The organism is Microbacterium arborescens, assembly GCF_049707515.1.
Lineage (GTDB): Bacteria > Actinomycetota > Actinomycetes > Actinomycetales > Microbacteriaceae > Microbacterium > Microbacterium arborescens_B.
The window spans coordinates 222,193-237,419 of record NZ_JBNAFI010000002.1; the positions used below are offsets into that span (position 1 = coordinate 222,193).

Genomic DNA, 15,227 nt, shown 5'->3' on the forward strand with positions numbered 1-15,227 from the left:
AATGTCATGAACGACTTCGCGTCCACCCCCGAATTGATCCTTCTGCCCGCCGTCGACGTCGCCGGTGGCAAGGCCGTTCGCCTCACCCAGGGCGAGGCCGGCAGCGAGACGACCTACGGCGATCCCGTCGACGCCGCCCACGCCTGGGCGAAGCAGGGCGCGCAGTGGATCCACCTCGTCGACCTCGACGCGGCGTTCGGGCGGGGCAACAACACCGCCGTGCTGCGCAAGGTCATCAAGCAGATCAAGGGCGTGCAGATCGAGCTCTCGGGCGGCATCCGCGACGACGCGACCCTCGAGGCCGCCCTCGAGAGCGGCGCCTCGCGCATCAACCTCGGCACCGCGGCGCTCGAGAACCCCGAGTGGGCCGCCGATGTCATCGGCCGCTACGGCGACGCAATCGCCGTGGGGCTCGATGTCCGCGGCACGACGCTCGCCGCCCGCGGCTGGACGCGCGACGGCGGCGATCTGTGGGACGTCCTCGAGCGCCTCGAAGACGCCGGCTGCACCCGCTACGTCGTGACCGACGTGACGAAGGACGGCACCCTGCAGGGACCGAACCTCGAACTGCTCCGCGAGATCACCTCGCGCACGCCGAAGCCCGTGGTCGCATCCGGCGGCATCTCGAGCCTCGACGACATCGCCGCTCTCCGCGAGCTCGTGCCGCTCGGTGTCGAGGGCGCGATCGTCGGCAAGGCCCTCTACGCCGGCGCTTTCACGCTGGCCGAGGCGCTGGATGTCGCCGGAGACTGACGACGGCGGCGGTCACGCGGCCGACTCGGCGGGCGTCCCCTGGGAGGGGCGCCGCTTCGAGTCGAACCCGCACTCGGCCGACGACGGCTCGGCAGATCCGGCGCTGCTCGCCGCTCTCGAGGCGTTCCGCGCAGGCGGGGGAGACCCGGTCGCCGTCGTCGAGGCCTACCGTGCCGCCCGGCTGCTGATCCCGCTCGTGCCCGAGAAGGGCGACGAAGGCGTCGGCCCCACCGGGCTCCGCGTCGACAAGACGCAGGAGCTGTCGATCGTGACGGTGGCAGCGCCCGACGGCCGCCGTGTCCTGCCCGTGTTCACCTCGGTGGCGACCCTCGCGCGATGGGACGCCGTCGCCCGGCCGGTCCCTGCCGACGGCGTGCGGACCGCGATGGCCGCGGCATCCGACGACACCGACCTGATCGTGATCGACCCGGGCTCCGAGACAGAGTTCGTCCTGCGCCGGCCCGCGGTCTGGGCCATCGGGCAGGGCTTGCCGTGGGAGCCCGCGCCGACCTCGCCCGAGGTCTTCACCGCGTTGCAGGCGAGCATCGGGGGAGAGCTCGCGGTGCTCGATCTCTCGGTCGCGGCGGGGGATCCCGACGCGCGGATGCGCGGACCCGAGCTGATCGTGCGACTCCACCTCATCGACGGACTGGATGCCGCCGAGCTCGACGCCGTGCTCTCCCGGCTCGCTTCACGGTGGGCAGCGGACGACCGGATCGCCGTGCTCGTGGACTCGCTGACGGTCAAGCTCGTCCGCGGTTCCTGAGGAACGCGCCGGGCCCGGCTGCGGCCGGGCCCGGAACGACGTCAGTTGACAGGGCCGGTGAACTTCTCGCCGGGGCCCTTGCCGATCGGATCGGGAATGGTCGACGCCTCGCGGAAGGCGAGCTGCAACGAGCGCAGACCGTCGCGCAGCGACCGGGCGTGCATGTCGCTGATCTCGGGCGCACCCGCGGTGATGAGTCCGGCGAGGGCGTTGATGAGCTTGCGGGCCTCGTCGAGGTCGGTCTGGGTGGCAGGGTCGTCGGCGAGTCCGACCTTCACGGCGGCGGCGCTCATCAGGTGCACGGCGGCGGTGGTGATGACCTCGACCGCGGGCACGTCGGCGATGTCGCGCGTCGCGGCCGACGCGGCGCGCTCCTGCTCCTCCCACCGCTGGCGACGAGCCTCATCGTCGGTGAAAGTGCTGTTGTCGGCGGGGTTCGTGTCCACGTGTCGCTCTCTGCTAGACTGTGCGGGCACCGGAGTGTTCTACTCCGGATCGAAAGAGGATCACATCCCACCCGCGCTTGCCGTTCCAGGCTACCGGGTCATGCACTCCGCTCCGTCCGTCTCACCGCGGCCGGGGTAGCCAGGGTGCGGAACACGAATGCCGACGCGCGTGCGTCGTGCGGGGTGGATGCGATGCTCTTCCGCCCGGGTCGCGTCCTCGCGTCCCGGTGGCCACCACCGCACGAACAGGAGTTCCGCACATCAGCGATCCCCGCACCAACGACCGCATCCGCGTCCCCGAGGTTCGCCTCGTCGGCCCCGCTGGAGAGCAGGTCGGCGTCGTCCGTATCGAGGTCGCCCTGCGTCTGGCGCAGGAGGCCGAGCTCGACCTCGTCGAGGTCGCCCCGAACTCGAAGCCGCCCGTGGTCAAGATCATGGACTACGGCAAGTTCAAGTACGAAGCGGCTCAGAAGGCCAAGGAAGCGCGTCGCAATCAGGCGAACACGGTCCTCAAGGAGGTCCGTTTCCGTCTGAAGATCGAGGCGCACGACTACATCACCAAGCTCAAGCGCGCCGAGGGCTTCCTCCAGGCGGGCGACAAGGTCAAGGCGATGATCCTGTTCCGCGGTCGCGAGCAGTCGCGTCCCGAGCAGGGTGTGCGCCTGCTCCGCAAGTTCGCCGAGGATGTCGCCGAGCTCGGCACCGTCGAGTCCAACCCGACGATCGACGGTCGCAACATGGTGATGGTCATCGCCCCGCACAAGAACAAGTCCGAGGTCAAGACCGAGCAGAACGCTCAGCGCGCCGCCAACAAGGAAGCGGCCCGTCAGGCCCGCTCCGGTTCCGACGGCGACGTCGACGCGGACGCCGCAACCGAAGACGCCGCTCCCGCCTCGGCGGAGTAGCCCCCAGACTCCCGCCTCGCGGGATACACAACGAAGGAAGAGACATGCCGAAGCAGAAGACCCACTCGGGTGCCAAGAAGCGCTTCAAGGTCACCGGCAGCGGAAAGATCAAGAAGCAGCAGGCGAACCTCCGCCACAACTTCGAAGGCAAGCCCACCAAGCGCACGCGCCGCCTGTCGGCCGACAAGATCCTGGCTCCCGGCGACGCGAAGGTCGCCAAGAAGCTCCTCGGCATCTGAGCGCTGCTGCGCACGAATAGGAAACAAACGAAATGGCTAGAGTCAAGCGGGCAGTAAACGCCCACAAGAAGCGTCGCGTCATCCTCGAGCGCGCCTCCGGTTACCGCGGACAGCGTTCGCGCCTGTACCGCAAGGCGAAGGAGCAGGTCACCCACTCGCTCGTCTACGCGTACCGCGACCGTCGCAAGCGCAAGGGCGACTTCCGTCGTCTGTGGATCCAGCGCATCAACGCCGCTGCCCGTCAGAACGGCATCACGTACAACCGCTTCATCCAGGGCCTCGGCCTCGCGGGTGTGCAGGTCGACCGTCGCATGCTCGCCGAGCTCGCCGTCAACGAGCCCGCCGTGTTCGCGTCGCTCGTGGCGACGGCGAAGGGCGCACTGCCCGCCGACGTCAACGCTCCCAAGGCCTGATCGGGTCTTCGCGTTCCACGCACCGTACGAAGGGGCGTCCTCCCGAGGGAGGGCGCCCCTTCGCCGTATGCTGAAAACGTGCTCGAGAACCCCCGGTCGCCCCGCGTTCGCGCCGTCGCCAAGCTGACCAAGCGCAGCGCGCGTCAGGAGACCGGGCTCTTCCTGCTGGAGGGCCCGCAGGCGGCTCGCGAGGCACTGGCGTACCGCCCCGACACGCTGGTCGAGATCTTCGCGACGCCGAGCGCCCTCGAGCGGCATCCCGAGCTGCGTGCGAGTGCCGACGACGCCGGACTCGACATCCTCTTCGCGAGCGAGGCTGTGCTCGCGGCGATGGCCGACACGGTCACCCCGCAGGGGATCGTCGCCGTGGCGCGGCAGTCGCCGACATCCGTCCGCGACATCTTCGCTTCCGGTCCGCGGCTCGTGGCGATCTGCGAGGAAGTGCGCGACCCCGGCAATCTCGGCACGATCATCCGAGCAGCGGATGCCGCCGGTGCCGACGCGATCGTCCTCACCGGACGCACGGTCGACCCCTACAACCCGAAGGTCGTCCGGTCGACCACGGGCTCGCTCTTCCACCTGCCCGTCGCGGTCGGCGTCGAGCTCGAGACGGCGATCGAGCGCGCGCACGAGGCGGGGATGCGGGTCGTCGCCGCCGACGTGAAGGGTCAGGAGTTCCTGGACCACCGCGCGACCCTCGCGGAGCCGACCGCATGGCTGTTCGGCAACGAGGCGCGCGGACTCGACGACGAGGCGCTGGACCGCGCCGACCTCGCCCTGAGGCTGCCGATCTACGGCGCCGCCGAGTCGCTCAATCTCGCGACGGCGGCGAGCGTCTGCCTCTACGAGACCGCCTTCGCGCAGCGCGCCGGCTGAGCGGAGAGACGCACGGCGTCGGGCCGTGTATTCCGATTCTGTTACAGATCGGTGACTCGACGCGTTCCTGGCTGTGGGCGGTGGGGGAGCCGTCTTAGTGTGACTTCTTATGACGACTCCCGAAAACCCGGCGCCTCCGACGTCGAACATCTCGGTGCGCCGCGGCGACCCGCTCGTGGTGATCGAGGGCGTGCAGAAGCACTACGGCTCGTTCCAGGCCCTCAAGGACATCGACCTGACGGTCAACCGCGGCGAGGTGGTCGTGGTCATCGGGCCCTCCGGTTCGGGCAAGTCCACGCTGTGTCGCACCATCAACCGTCTCGAGACGATCACCGAGGGCTCGATCTCGATCGACGGCGAGAAGCTCCCGTCCGAGGGCAAGGCGCTCGCGGCGCTGCGCGCCGACGTCGGGATGGTCTTCCAGTCGTTCAACCTCTTCGCGCATCTCACGATCCTCGAGAACGTCACGCTCGGACCGATCAAGGTCAAGGGCATGAAGAAGGCCGAGGCCGAGAAGCTCGCCCGTGAGCTGCTCGACCGCGTCGGCGTGGGTCACCAGGCCGACAAGCTGCCCGCGCAGCTCTCGGGTGGCCAGCAGCAGCGCGTCGCGATCGCGCGAGCGCTCGCCATGAAGCCGAAGGTCATGCTCTTCGACGAGCCCACGAGCGCGCTCGACCCCGAGATGATCAACGAGGTGCTCGACGTCATGGTCGGCCTCGCCCAGGACGGCATGACGATGATCGTCGTCACCCACGAGATGGGATTCGCGCGCAAGGCCGCCGACCGCGTCGTCTTCATGGCCGACGGCCAGATCGTGGAAGAGGCCGTTCCCGAACAGTTCTTCACGGCGCCGCGAAGCGACCGTGCCAAGGACTTCCTCTCCAAGCTCATCACCCACTGAGAACCCCCTTCCGCGCCCTGCACCGGGCGCGGATGACCCCAACCAGGAGGACCACATGCGCAAGACACGAATCACCGGCGCCTTCGCCGGTGTCGCCATCGCTGCGATCGCTCTGACCGGCTGCAACAGCGGCTCGCCCACCTCGCCCGGCGCCAGCGCCGGCGGCGACGACGCCAGCGACGCAGCGCTGTGGGAGGTCGCTTCCGACGTCTCGCTCGAGGGCAGCCCGACGTTCGAGGCGATCGAAGGACGCGACAAGGTCATCGTCGGCGTGAAGGAGGACCAGCCCGGTCTCGGCTTCCTCGACGCCACGACGAACGAGCGCACCGGCTTCGACGTCGACATCGCCCGCTGGATCGCCGCATCGCTCGGCTACGACGAGGACAAGATCGAGTTCAAGGCGATCGCGTCGGCGAACCGCGAGCAGGCGATCGTCAACGGCGACGTCGACTACTACGTCGGCACCTACTCGATCAACGACGCGCGCAAGCAGCAGATCGACTTCGCCGGCCCGTACTTCATCACCGGTCAGGGCCTGCTCGTCGCCGCCGACAGCGAGATCGCCGGCGAGGAAGACCTCAACGCCGACACCCGCGTGTGCTCGGCGACGGGTTCGACCCCGATCCAGAACATCAAGGCGAACTACCCCGAGGTTCCGACCGAGGAGTTCGACCTCTACTCGGCTTGTGTCGACGCGCTCATCAATGGCACCGTCGACGCAGTCACCACCGACCAGGCGATCCTGATCGGCTACGCCGCGCAGTACCCGGACGACATCAAGGTCGTCGGCGAGCCCTTCAGCGAGGAGAAGTACGGCGTCGGCCTGCGGAAGGGCGACGACGCGCTCCGCGCTCACATCAACGAGCTGCTGACCGACGGCGGCGATGTCTGGCAGGGCATCTTCGACAAGAACCTCGGCGAGTCCGGGATCACGGTCGAGCAGCCCGCGGTCGACGCGTACTGAGTCGCACTGACACCATGACCACGGGGCGGGGGCGCACGCGCCCCCGCCCCGCACCAGCCAAGGAGACCATGTGGGCGTCATCACCGACAACCTCGACCTATGGGGCGAGGCGCTCGGCAACACCTTGTTGCTGTTCTTCGCCGGAGGGGCGATCGCCCTCGTCCTCGGCACCCTCGTCGGCGCGATGCGTGTGTCGCCGATCCCGGTGGCCCGGGCCTTCGGCACGCTCTACGTCAACACCATTCGCAACACCCCGCTGACGCTGGTCTTCTTCTTCTTCGCGTTCGGCTACCCCCAGCTCGACCTCCCGAACCCCGGCTTCACCGTCCTGGGGATCTGGGCGCTCGGCATCTACACCGCGACCTACGTCGCCGAGGTGATCCGCGCCGGCATCAACACCGTCCCGGTCGGCCAGGCCGAGGCTGCTCGTGCGATCGGGCTCACCTTCGGCCAGGTGATGACGCTGGTCATCATGCCGCAGGCCTTCCGTTCGGTCGTGCCGCCCATGATGAGCGTGTTCATCGCCCTGCTCAAGAACACGACGGTCGCCGCCGGCTTCTCCGTCGCCGAGCTCGGCGTCATCCGCTCCAACCTCAGCGAGCGCGGCGAGAACGCCCTCATCGTGCTTCTCTGGGTGGCCCTGGTCTTCGTCGTCCTGGTGCTGCTCCTCAGCGCGGTGCAGCGACGACTCGAGAACAAGTGGAGGATCGCTCGATGACTTCCGTCCTGTACGACGTCCCGGGTCCGCGCGCGATCACGCGCAACCGCATCCTCGGCGTCGTCACCGTTCTCCTCGTCGCCGCCGCGATCGGCTTCGTCGTCTACCGCTTCGCCGTCAGCGGCCAGTTCTCCGCCGAGAAGTGGTACGTCTTCAGCTTCGGCAACGTGTGGCTCGGCATCCTGAGGGCGCTCGGCAACACGCTCGCCGCCTTCGGTCTCGCCGCCGTCGGGTCGCTCGTCCTGGGCTTCGTCCTCGCGATCGGCCGCTTGTCGGACCACGCGTGGGTGCGCGTGCCGTTCGGCGTCGTGATCGAAGCGTTCCGCGCCGTGCCGGTGCTCGTCTTCATGATGCTCATGTACTACGGCCTGCCCACGCTCGGCATCCGCATGGAGCCGTACTGGGCGGTCGTCATCGCGCTCGTCGCCTACAACGGCTCCGTGCTCGCGGAGGCGCTGCGCGCCGGTATCGAGTCGCTGCCGCGGGGCCAGAAAGAGGCCGGCTACGCGATCGGTCTGCGCAAGAGCGGCGTCATGCGCCTCATCCTGCTGCCGCAGGCGGTGCGCGCCATGCTGCCCGTCATCGTCGCCCAGCTCGTCGTGACGCTCAAGGACACCGCGCTCGGCTTCATCATCACGTACCCCGAACTGCTCTACTACGCCAAGCAGCTCACCTCGCAGCCCGGGCGTCCGATCCTGCAGGCCGGCATCGTCATCGGTGCGATCTACATCGTGATGTGCCTGCTGCTGTCGTGGTTCGCGAACTTCCTCGAGAAGCGGCTGTCGCGGTCGCCGCGAACGACCGGCACCACCGGAGGCGGTGCGGCTGCGGTCGACCCGCTCCACCACCCGGTCCAGCCGACCACCGACACCGAGCTCATCGCCATGCAGAAGGGGATCGGGAAGTACGACTCCAACAGTTCAGGCGGCGCCTGACGCTCCGGCATCCACTCCGACGGGCCCCTCACGCGAAAGCGGAGGGGCCCGTCGCCGGTAGACTCGACTCCCGTGTCCGACGCACCCGAGATCACCCCTGACGCGGTCGCCGCGGCGGTGGATGCGGCCCTCGCCGCCATCGCCGACGCCGCCTCCACCGCCGAGCTCAAGTCCGCCCGCAACGCCCACACCGCCGAAGGGTCGCCGCTCGCGCGCTTGAACGCCCAGCTGCGGTCGGTCCCGAACGAGAAGAAGGCCGAGTTCGGCAAGCTCGTCGGGCAGGCCCGGGGTCGCGTCACGCAGGCTCTCGCCGCCCGCGAGGAGGAGCTCGCCGCCGCCGAGACCGCCGCGAAGCTCGAGGCGGAGGCGCTGGATGTCACCGCGATCGCGCCACGCGGACGCGTCGGTGCGCGGCATCCGATCTCGCTCCTGCAGGAAGAGGTCGCCGACCTCTTCGTCGGGATGGGCTGGGAGATCGCCGAAGGGCCCGAGCTCGAGCACGAGTGGTTCAACTTCGACGCGCTGAACTTCGACGTCGACCACCCCGCACGCCAGATGCAGGACACGTTCTTCGTCGATCCCGTCGCCCGCCACCTCGTCATGCGCACGCAGACGAGCCCGGTGCAGATGCGGTCGATGCTCGAGCGTGACATCCCGATCTACGTGCTGTCGCCCGGCCGGGTGTTCCGCACCGACGAGTACGACGCGACGCACCTGCCGGTGTTCACTCAGTTCGAAGGCCTCGTCGTCGACAAGGGCATCACGATGGCCCACCTCAAGGGCACGCTCGACCACGCGGCCCGCGAGCTGTTCGGACCCGAGGCGAAGACGCGGTTCCGCACCAACTACTTCCCGTTCACCGAGCCGAGCGCCGAGCTCGATCTGTGGCACCCGACGTTCGCCGGCGGCGCACGCTGGATCGAGTGGGGCGGCTGCGGCATGGTGAACCCCAACGTGCTCCGCGCCGCGGGCATCGACCCCGAGGTCTACTCCGGGTTCGCCTTCGGCATGGGGATCGAGCGGACGCTGATGTTCCGCTCCGACGTGAAAGACATGCGCGATATGGCCGAGGGCGATGTCCGTTTCAGCGAGCAGTTCGGGATGGTGGTCTGATGCGCGTTCCGCTCTCGTGGCTGCGTGAGTACGTCGATGTGCCGGCGGATGCCGCACCCGAAGACATCCTCGCGGCGCTGGTGACGGTCGGCTTCGAGGAAGAGGACGTCCACGGCTTTGACCTGACGGGTCCGATCGTCGTCGGCCGCGTGGTGTCGTTCGAGCCCGAGCCCCAGTCCAACGGCAAGACGATCCGCTGGTGCCAGGTTGACGTGGGCGAGGCCCACGGCGGCGTCCGCGGCATCGTGTGCGGAGCCGGCAACTTCTTCGAGGGCGACAAGGTCGTCGTGACGCTTCCGGGCGCCGTGCTGCCGGGGCCGTTCCCCATCGCGGCGCGAAAGACCTACGGTCACGTGTCCGACGGGATGATCGCCTCGGCGAAGGAGCTGGGCCTCGGCGACGAGCACTCGGGCATCCTGCGCCTGACCGAGCTGGGCCTCGACAGCGATGAGGACGCGCCGGTCGGCGCCGACGCCATCGCGCTGCTCGGGCTCGACGACGCAGCGATCGATGTCAACGTCACGCCCGACCGCGGTTACGCCCTGTCGGTGCGGGGGATCGCCCGCGAGTACTCGCACGCCACCGGTGCCGCCTTCCGTGACCCGGCACTGCGCGACTTCGACGAGCTCGAGCAGCCGGCGACCGGGTTCGACGTCGTCGTCGACGACCGGGCGCCCATTCGCGGACGCGTCGGCGCGACCGAGTTCGCCGTCCGCGTCGTGTCGGGGGTCGACCCCTCGCGTCCCACGCCGCCCTGGATGGTGGCGCGGCTGACGCTTGCCGGCATCCGTTCGCTCGGCATCCTGATCGACATCACCAACTACGTGATGCTCGAGCTCGGCAACCCGATCCACGGCTACGACCTCGACAAGCTCACCGGCGGCATCACGGTGCGTCGGGCGACCCCGGGCGAGAAGCTGACGACGCTCGACGGCAAGGAGCGCACGCTCGACGGCGAAGACCTGCTCATCACCGACGAGTCGGGTCCGATCGGGCTCGCCGGCGTCATGGGCGGCGGCACGACCGAGATGACCGACGCCACCCGCAACGTCCTCATCGAGGCGGCCGTCTTCGACACGGTGACCATCGCGCGCACCGCTCGCCGCCACAAGCTGCCCAGCGAGGCGTCGCGCCGGTTCGAGCGCGGCGTCGACCCGCTGCTGCCCTTCGTGGCCGCACGGCGGGTCGCTGACCTCATGGTCGAGCTCGCCGGAGGCGCACTCGAGCCGGTCGGCGGCGCGCTGTTCAGCGAGGTGTTCCTCGAGGCGATCGACCTGCCGCGCGGGTTCGTCGCGGGCCTGATCGGCATCGACTATTCGGCCGAGGAGGTCGTCGCGGCGCTCGAGACGATCGGTGCCGAGGTGTCGGAGACGGATGCCGGCTGGGAGGTCATCCCGCCGTCGTGGCGCCCCGACCTTACCGACAAGTGGACCCTCGCCGAGGAGGTCGCCCGCATCCACGGGCTCGACCGCGTGCCGTCGGTGCTGCCGACGGCCCCCTCCGGACGCGGCCTGACCGATGCGCAGAAGGGGCGACGCCGCGTGGCCAACGCCCTGGCGGCCGCCGGTTTCGTCGAGACGCCGTCGTTCCCCTTCACGACGCGTGAGCGCAATGAGCTGCACGGTTCGGCGTCGGGGGAGGAACTGCCCTCGGTGAAGATCGCGAACCCGCTCGACGGGCAGGCGCCGTACCTGCGCCGCTCGCTCGTGCCGGGACTGCTGCAGGTCGCGCACCGCAATGTCTCGCGCGGGCTGACCGACCTCGCGCTGTTCGAGGTGGGCGCTGTGTTCCTGCCCGAGCCGGGCGTGCAGTACGGCACCGCGACCGTGCCGCCTCTGGCCGCGCGTCCCGACGAGGCCGCCCTCGCCGGGCTCCACGCGTCGATCCCGCCCCAGCCGCGTCACGTCGCGGTGCTCGTCGCCGGGAACATCGCGCCGAAGACGCCGGGGCACGCTGCCGTCGCAGCCGATCTCAGCGACGTCTTCGCCGCCATCGCCGCGATCGGCTCGGCCGCGGGCGTCGAGATCGAGATCTCGCAGACGCGCCGCGCGGCGCTGCATCCCGGACGCGCCGCCGCTCTCACGGTCGGCGGCGTCGAAGTCGGTTACGCCGGGGAGCTGCATCCCGAGGTGTCGGCCGCGGCAGACCTGTCGGGGCGCGTGCTCGTCGCGGAACTCGATCTGGATGCGATCCTCTCGGATGCCGGGAACCGCGTCGTCGTCGCGTCGCTGTCGGGCTACCCCGCAGCCACGCAGGACGTCTCGTTGGTCGTGCCGGCGGAGGTCACGGCGGGCGTTCTCGCCTCGGCGCTGTCGGAGGGCGCGGGCGACCTGCTCGAGTCGCTCCGTCTCGTCGACGACTACCGTGGTGCCGGCGTGCCGGAGGGGGCGAAGAGCCTGACGTTCGCACTGCGCTTCCGCGCCGATGACCGCACCCTGACGGCGGCGGAGGCCAGCGAAGCGAAGCTCGCGGGCGTCGCCGTCGCCGCAGAGCGCTTCGGGGCCGTCATCCGCGACTGATCAGCGGGTCCCGCTTCTCGGGCGCAGTTCCGGATGTCGAGCGCAGAAACACCTGCGCTTCACGTCGGGAACTGCGCCCCACGCGCGCTCGGGGCACCTCGGCTCAGCGCGAGCCCCAGTTCCAGGCGGGCACGTCGAGGAACCCTTGCCCCCGGACCATCGTCTCGGCCTCCGACCGCTGCAGCTCGACGCGGGAGGGCTCGGGCAGCGCATCGACGAGAGCGTCGGCGTGCGACACGGTGATGACCTGGGTGCGCTCGGATGCTGCGCGCACGAGCGACGCCAACGGCGCGAGGAGCGAGGGATGCAGACTCGCCTCGGGCTCGTTGAGCACGAGCAGCGGCGCGGGGCGGGCGGGAAGCAGCGCCGCGCACAGCAGCAGGTAGCGCAGAGTGCCGTCGGACAGCTCGGCTGCGTCGAGGGGACGCAGGAGCCCCGGTTGCTCGATCGTCAGGCGGAAGAGCCCGTCGGTGGTGACGACCCGGACGCGGCTGCCCGGGAACGCCTCGTCGACCGCCCGGGCGAGGGCGGCGCCATGCCCCGCGTCGACGATCGTGGCCCACGTCGCGGCGAGGTTCGCTCCGTCGTGCGCCAGAGTGTGGCTGCGCGTGCCGACCTGCGGGAGCCGCGCCGGCGCGTCGAAGTCGACGCGGAAGTGATCGTAGAAGCGCCACGCGGTCATCGCTCGCCGCAGGGTGAGCAGTTCGGGGGCCGTGTCGCCGTCGGCGAGGTCGGTGACGATGCTCTCGTAGGGGGCGAGCTGCTGGTCGAGCATCGTCCACGAGTCATCGCGCACGCGGGTGAGCTGGCGCGTGCGGTCGATGATCAGCGTCGCGGGCTTGGCGACGTGCCCCGCGAAGACCTGCTCGCGTTTGATCTCGGGGTCGCGAGCGAACGGGCTCGTCTGGTCGCCCTGGGGGATGCCGAGGTCGATGAGGTAGCCCAGCTCGTCGGATGCGTATCCGAGCTGGACCGCGATCGGCCCGCGGCGGACGGTGCCCTGGCCGCCCCCGTTCTCCGGGCCCGCCCAGAGCACCGACGGCAGGCCGCCCTCGCGGGCCAGCGCTCCGACGATGTCGCCCTGCGCGGCCGCGGACAGCAGGCGCAGCGCGCGGTACAGATTCGACTTCCCCGAGCCATTTGGCCCGGTGACGACGGTGAGGTCGCCGAGCGGTACGACCAGGTCGCGCAGTGAGCGGTATCCCGAGACGGCCAGAGTGCGCAGCATCCCCCCACTCTGGCAGCCCCGTCCGACACCGCGGGGCACTTGCCGATAGGGTCGGGGCCGTGAGCGAGATCCCAGCCAGCGTGACCCCATCGTCCGCGGCGGCCACCACCGCCCCCGCCCTCGAGCTGACCGGACTGGTCAAGCGGTTCGGCCAGAAGACGGCCGTCGACGGCATCGACCTCGTCGTTCCCGCCGGCTCGTTCTACGGTCTCGTCGGTCCGAACGGCGCGGGCAAGACCACGACCCTGTCGATGGCCACGGGCCTGCTGCGCCCGGATGCGGGCACGGCCCGCGTGCACGGGATCGACGTGTGGCGCGACCCGGTCGCGGCCAAGCGCACCATCGGCAATCTCGCCGACGGTGTGCGCCTCTTCGACCGCCTGACGGGGGAGCAGCTCATCACCTACACGGCCATGATGTTCGGGCTGCCGCGCCCCGAGATCGCCCCGCGCGTCTCCGACCTGCTCGACCTCATGGACCTGCGCGGAGCGGCCGGCACGATCGTCGCCGACTACTCGGCCGGTATGACCAAGAAGGTCGCGCTCGCGTGCGCCCTCGTGCACGCGCCGCGCCTGCTCGTACTCGACGAGCCGTTCGAGTCGGTCGACCCGGTCTCGGCGGCCAACATCGAGGACGTCCTGCGCAGCTACACGACCTCGGGCGGCTCGGTCATCGTCTCGAGCCACTCGATGGACCTCGTCCAGCGCATGTGCGACCACGTCGCCGTCATCGCCGCGGGCCGCGTCCTCGCCGCCGGCACGATCGACGAGGTCCGGGCCGGCGAGAGCCTGCAGGATCGCTTCGTCTCGCTCGTCGGCGGACGCCACCAGTCGGAGGGGCCGCAGTGGTTGCGACAGTCCTGAAGCTGCGTTATCGCGTCCTCGGCAACACGCTGGCGCGGCGCCCCTGGCAGCTCGTCGGGTTCATCCTCGGGTCGCTGTGGGGTCTCGGCATCCTCGGCGGCCTCGTCGCCGGCTTCGTCGCCCTCTCGGTCTTCGCGAACATCGAGGCCGCCACCGTCGTGGCCGTCCTCGGCGGCTCGCTGCTGGTCCTCGGCTGGCTCGTCGGCCCGATCATCGTCGCGGGGCTCGACAGCACCGTCGACGCCGTGCGCCTCGCGCCGTTCCCCCTCACCCGCCGACAGGTCATGCTCGCGCTCGCCGGCGCCGGCATCACCGGCATCCCCGGGATCGTGACGACGGTCGCGGCACTGGCGACCCTCATCGTCTGGGTGCGGTGGCCGCTTGCTGCAGTCGTGGCCGTGCCGACCGTGCTGCTCGGAGTGCTCACCTGCGTGCTGGCCTCCCGGCTCATGGGTGAGCTCTCGGGAGGGATGGGCGGACGTCGTTCGCGCGAGATCATCGGCACCGTGGTGCTCGTCGTGCTGATCATGACCGGCCCGATCCTCACCGGTATCGCCGCGCTGCTCGACCAGGCGGGCGGCGACCTGTGGACGCGGCTGCAGCAGGCCGCCGGCATCCTCGCGTGGACTCCGCTGGGAGCGGCGTGGGCGGTGGCGCCGAGCGTCGCCGCGGGGGAGTGGATGCCGGCGCTCGCGAGCGCCGGAATCGCGGTCGCGACCCTCGTGGTGCTCTGGATCGTCTGGGACCGCGTCATCGAGACGGCGGTCTCGTCGCCGCGGCAGCGCGCCACCCGCACCGTCGCGGCCGGCAAGCTCGGGCTGTTCGGCGTCATGCCCACGGGCGGTGTCGGCGCGACCTGGGCGCGGTCGCTCTCGGGATGGCTGCGCGACCCGCGCTATCTGCGCCAGCTCATCGTCATCCCGCTGTTCCCCGTGCTCTTCGCTTTCACCGGTGGCACCGACGGGTTCATGTTCCTCGTCTCGCCCGTCCTCGCCGCACTCGTCATGGCGGCGGTGGGGTACGCCGACGTCTCGTTCGACGGCACGGCCTTCGGCACGACGCTCGCCACCGGGATCTCCGGACGCGCCGACCGACTCGGCCGGCTTCTCGGGGCCGCGTGCGTCGGCATCCCGCTCATCCTGCTGCTCACGATCGCGACGTCCGTGCTGTCGGGCGACACCGCCCACCTGCCCGCCGTCCTCGGCGCGGCGCTCGGCGTGCTGCTGGCCGGCTACGGCGTGTGCGCCGTGTCGTCGGCTCTCATCGTCACCCCGGTGCCCGCACCCGGCGACAGCCCGTTCAAGAGCACCCCGGGTCAGAACTCGATCGTCGGACTCCTGGTCTTCGTCGTCTGGGCGGCCGTCGTCGTGCTCTCGCTTCCGGCGATCGTGCCGGCGATCGTGAACGCGGTGACGGGTGAGCAGATGTGGGGCTGGGTCGCGCTCGCCGCCGGCATCCTCTTCGGCGGTGCCGTCATGGTCGCCGGCGTCTTCATCGGAGGCCGCACCCTCGAGCGCTCGGGGCCCGACCTGCTCGTGCGCATCAAGTCGTTCCCGACCTGATCGGGCGACGACCGGCCTGCCCACAG

Annotated in this window: 16 protein-coding genes; 14 read left to right on the forward strand and 2 right to left on the reverse strand. The window is 70.2% G+C overall.

The window, feature by feature from the left end; genetic code table 11:
- The first annotated feature begins 6 nt into the window (after nt 1-6).
- Both priA and ACPYN5_RS05015 read left to right on the forward strand, forming a co-directional pair.
- The gene (gene priA / locus ACPYN5_RS05010) at nt 7-753 is read left to right on the forward strand and encodes a bifunctional 1-(5-phosphoribosyl)-5-((5-phosphoribosylamino)methylideneamino)imidazole-4-carboxamide isomerase/phosphoribosylanthranilate isomerase PriA (protein WP_424447886.1); all 747 of its coding nucleotides are present in this window, start codon (nt 7-9) and stop codon (nt 751-753) included.
- Nucleotides 737-1,519, forward strand: a complete 783-nt coding sequence (locus ACPYN5_RS05015; RefSeq protein ID WP_424447887.1) for an SseB family protein — start codon at nt 737-739, stop codon at nt 1,517-1,519. The genes priA and ACPYN5_RS05015 overlap by 17 nt, the downstream gene beginning before the upstream one ends.
- Nucleotides 1,520-1,560: 41 nt before the next feature.
- Here ACPYN5_RS05015 and ACPYN5_RS05020 read toward each other — a convergent pair whose 3' ends face one another.
- The gene (locus ACPYN5_RS05020) at nt 1,561-1,965 is read right to left on the reverse strand and encodes a DUF1844 domain-containing protein (protein WP_424447888.1); all 405 of its coding nucleotides are present in this window, start codon (nt 1,963-1,965) and stop codon (nt 1,561-1,563) included.
- Nucleotides 1,966-2,192: 227 nt separating this feature from the next.
- Between ACPYN5_RS05020 and infC the strand changes: the two genes are divergently transcribed.
- From infC to pheT, 10 genes are all read left to right on the forward strand, one after another.
- A complete protein-coding gene (gene infC, locus ACPYN5_RS05025; RefSeq protein WP_424447889.1) occupies nt 2,193-2,870 on the forward strand; it encodes a translation initiation factor IF-3 in 678 nt (225 codons plus the stop codon).
- Nucleotides 2,871-2,914: 44 nt separating this feature from the next.
- A complete protein-coding gene (gene rpmI / locus ACPYN5_RS05030) occupies nt 2,915-3,109 on the forward strand; it encodes a 50S ribosomal protein L35 (RefSeq protein ID WP_005048908.1) in 195 nt (64 codons plus the stop codon).
- Nucleotides 3,110-3,141: 32 nt separating this feature from the next.
- Nucleotides 3,142-3,522 carry a 50S ribosomal protein L20 gene (gene rplT, locus ACPYN5_RS05035; protein ID WP_023951735.1) on the forward strand — a complete coding sequence of 127 codons (381 nt, stop codon included), beginning with the start codon at nt 3,142-3,144 and terminating at the stop codon, nt 3,520-3,522.
- A gap of 78 nt (nt 3,523-3,600) precedes the next feature.
- A complete protein-coding gene (locus ACPYN5_RS05040) occupies nt 3,601-4,398 on the forward strand; it encodes a TrmH family RNA methyltransferase (RefSeq protein WP_424447890.1) in 798 nt (265 codons plus the stop codon).
- A 109-nt stretch (nt 4,399-4,507) separates the two neighbouring features.
- The gene (locus ACPYN5_RS05045; protein ID WP_424447891.1) at nt 4,508-5,299 is read left to right on the forward strand and encodes an amino acid ABC transporter ATP-binding protein; all 792 of its coding nucleotides are present in this window, start codon (nt 4,508-4,510) and stop codon (nt 5,297-5,299) included.
- A 55-nt stretch (nt 5,300-5,354) separates the two neighbouring features.
- Nucleotides 5,355-6,263 (forward strand): glutamate ABC transporter substrate-binding protein, encoded by a 909-nt coding sequence (locus ACPYN5_RS05050; RefSeq protein ID WP_424447892.1) that lies wholly within the window; start codon nt 5,355-5,357, stop codon nt 6,261-6,263.
- Between the two features lie 70 nt (nt 6,264-6,333).
- A complete protein-coding gene (locus tag ACPYN5_RS05055; RefSeq protein WP_424447893.1) occupies nt 6,334-6,981 on the forward strand; it encodes an amino acid ABC transporter permease in 648 nt (215 codons plus the stop codon).
- On the forward strand, nt 6,978-7,916 hold the full coding sequence (locus ACPYN5_RS05060) for an amino acid ABC transporter permease (protein ID WP_424447894.1): 939 nt from the start codon (nt 6,978-6,980) through the stop codon (nt 7,914-7,916). Before ACPYN5_RS05055 ends, ACPYN5_RS05060 begins: the two co-directional genes overlap by 4 nt.
- A 72-nt stretch (nt 7,917-7,988) precedes the next feature.
- Nucleotides 7,989-9,029 carry a phenylalanine--tRNA ligase subunit alpha gene (gene pheS, locus ACPYN5_RS05065; RefSeq protein WP_424447895.1) on the forward strand — a complete coding sequence of 347 codons (1,041 nt, stop codon included), beginning with the start codon at nt 7,989-7,991 and terminating at the stop codon, nt 9,027-9,029.
- Nucleotides 9,029-11,548: a phenylalanine--tRNA ligase subunit beta gene (pheT, locus tag ACPYN5_RS05070; RefSeq protein WP_424447896.1), complete on the forward strand. Its 2,520-nt coding sequence runs from the start codon at nt 9,029-9,031 to the stop codon at nt 11,546-11,548. The genes pheS and pheT overlap by 1 nt, the downstream gene beginning before the upstream one ends.
- 103 nt (nt 11,549-11,651) lie before the next feature.
- On the opposite strand, the gene ACPYN5_RS05075 is transcribed toward pheT, so the two are convergent.
- Nucleotides 11,652-12,776 (reverse strand): AAA family ATPase, encoded by a 1,125-nt coding sequence (locus ACPYN5_RS05075; RefSeq protein ID WP_424447897.1) that lies wholly within the window; start codon nt 12,774-12,776, stop codon nt 11,652-11,654.
- Nucleotides 12,777-12,835: 59 nt separating this feature from the next.
- On the opposite strand from ACPYN5_RS05075, the gene ACPYN5_RS05080 reads away from it, so the two are divergent.
- Both ACPYN5_RS05080 and ACPYN5_RS05085 read left to right on the forward strand, forming a co-directional pair.
- Nucleotides 12,836-13,639 carry an ABC transporter ATP-binding protein gene (locus ACPYN5_RS05080; protein WP_424447898.1) on the forward strand — a complete coding sequence of 268 codons (804 nt, stop codon included), beginning with the start codon at nt 12,836-12,838 and terminating at the stop codon, nt 13,637-13,639.
- A complete protein-coding gene (locus tag ACPYN5_RS05085) occupies nt 13,621-15,201 on the forward strand; it encodes a hypothetical protein (protein ID WP_424447899.1) in 1,581 nt (526 codons plus the stop codon). The genes ACPYN5_RS05080 and ACPYN5_RS05085 overlap by 19 nt, the downstream gene beginning before the upstream one ends.
- Nucleotides 15,202-15,227 lie beyond the last annotated feature (26 nt).

Coding starts and splice junctions, on each gene's coding strand:
- priA (WP_424447886.1), top strand. CDS start 7: ATGAACGACTTCGCGTCCACCCCCGAATTGATCCTTCTGCCCGCCGTC.
- ACPYN5_RS05015 (WP_424447887.1), top strand. CDS start 737: ATGTCGCCGGAGACTGACGACGGCGGCGGTCACGCGGCCGACTCGGCG.
- rpmI (WP_005048908.1), top strand. CDS start 2,915: ATGCCGAAGCAGAAGACCCACTCGGGTGCCAAGAAGCGCTTCAAGGTC.
- rplT (WP_023951735.1), top strand. CDS start 3,142: ATGGCTAGAGTCAAGCGGGCAGTAAACGCCCACAAGAAGCGTCGCGTC.
- ACPYN5_RS05045 (WP_424447891.1), top strand. CDS start 4,508: ATGACGACTCCCGAAAACCCGGCGCCTCCGACGTCGAACATCTCGGTG.
- ACPYN5_RS05050 (WP_424447892.1), top strand. CDS start 5,355: ATGCGCAAGACACGAATCACCGGCGCCTTCGCCGGTGTCGCCATCGCT.
- ACPYN5_RS05060 (WP_424447894.1), top strand. CDS start 6,978: ATGACTTCCGTCCTGTACGACGTCCCGGGTCCGCGCGCGATCACGCGC.
- pheT (WP_424447896.1), top strand. CDS start 9,029: ATGCGCGTTCCGCTCTCGTGGCTGCGTGAGTACGTCGATGTGCCGGCG.
- ACPYN5_RS05075 (WP_424447897.1), bottom strand. CDS start 12,776: ATGCTGCGCACTCTGGCCGTCTCGGGATACCGCTCACTGCGCGACCTG.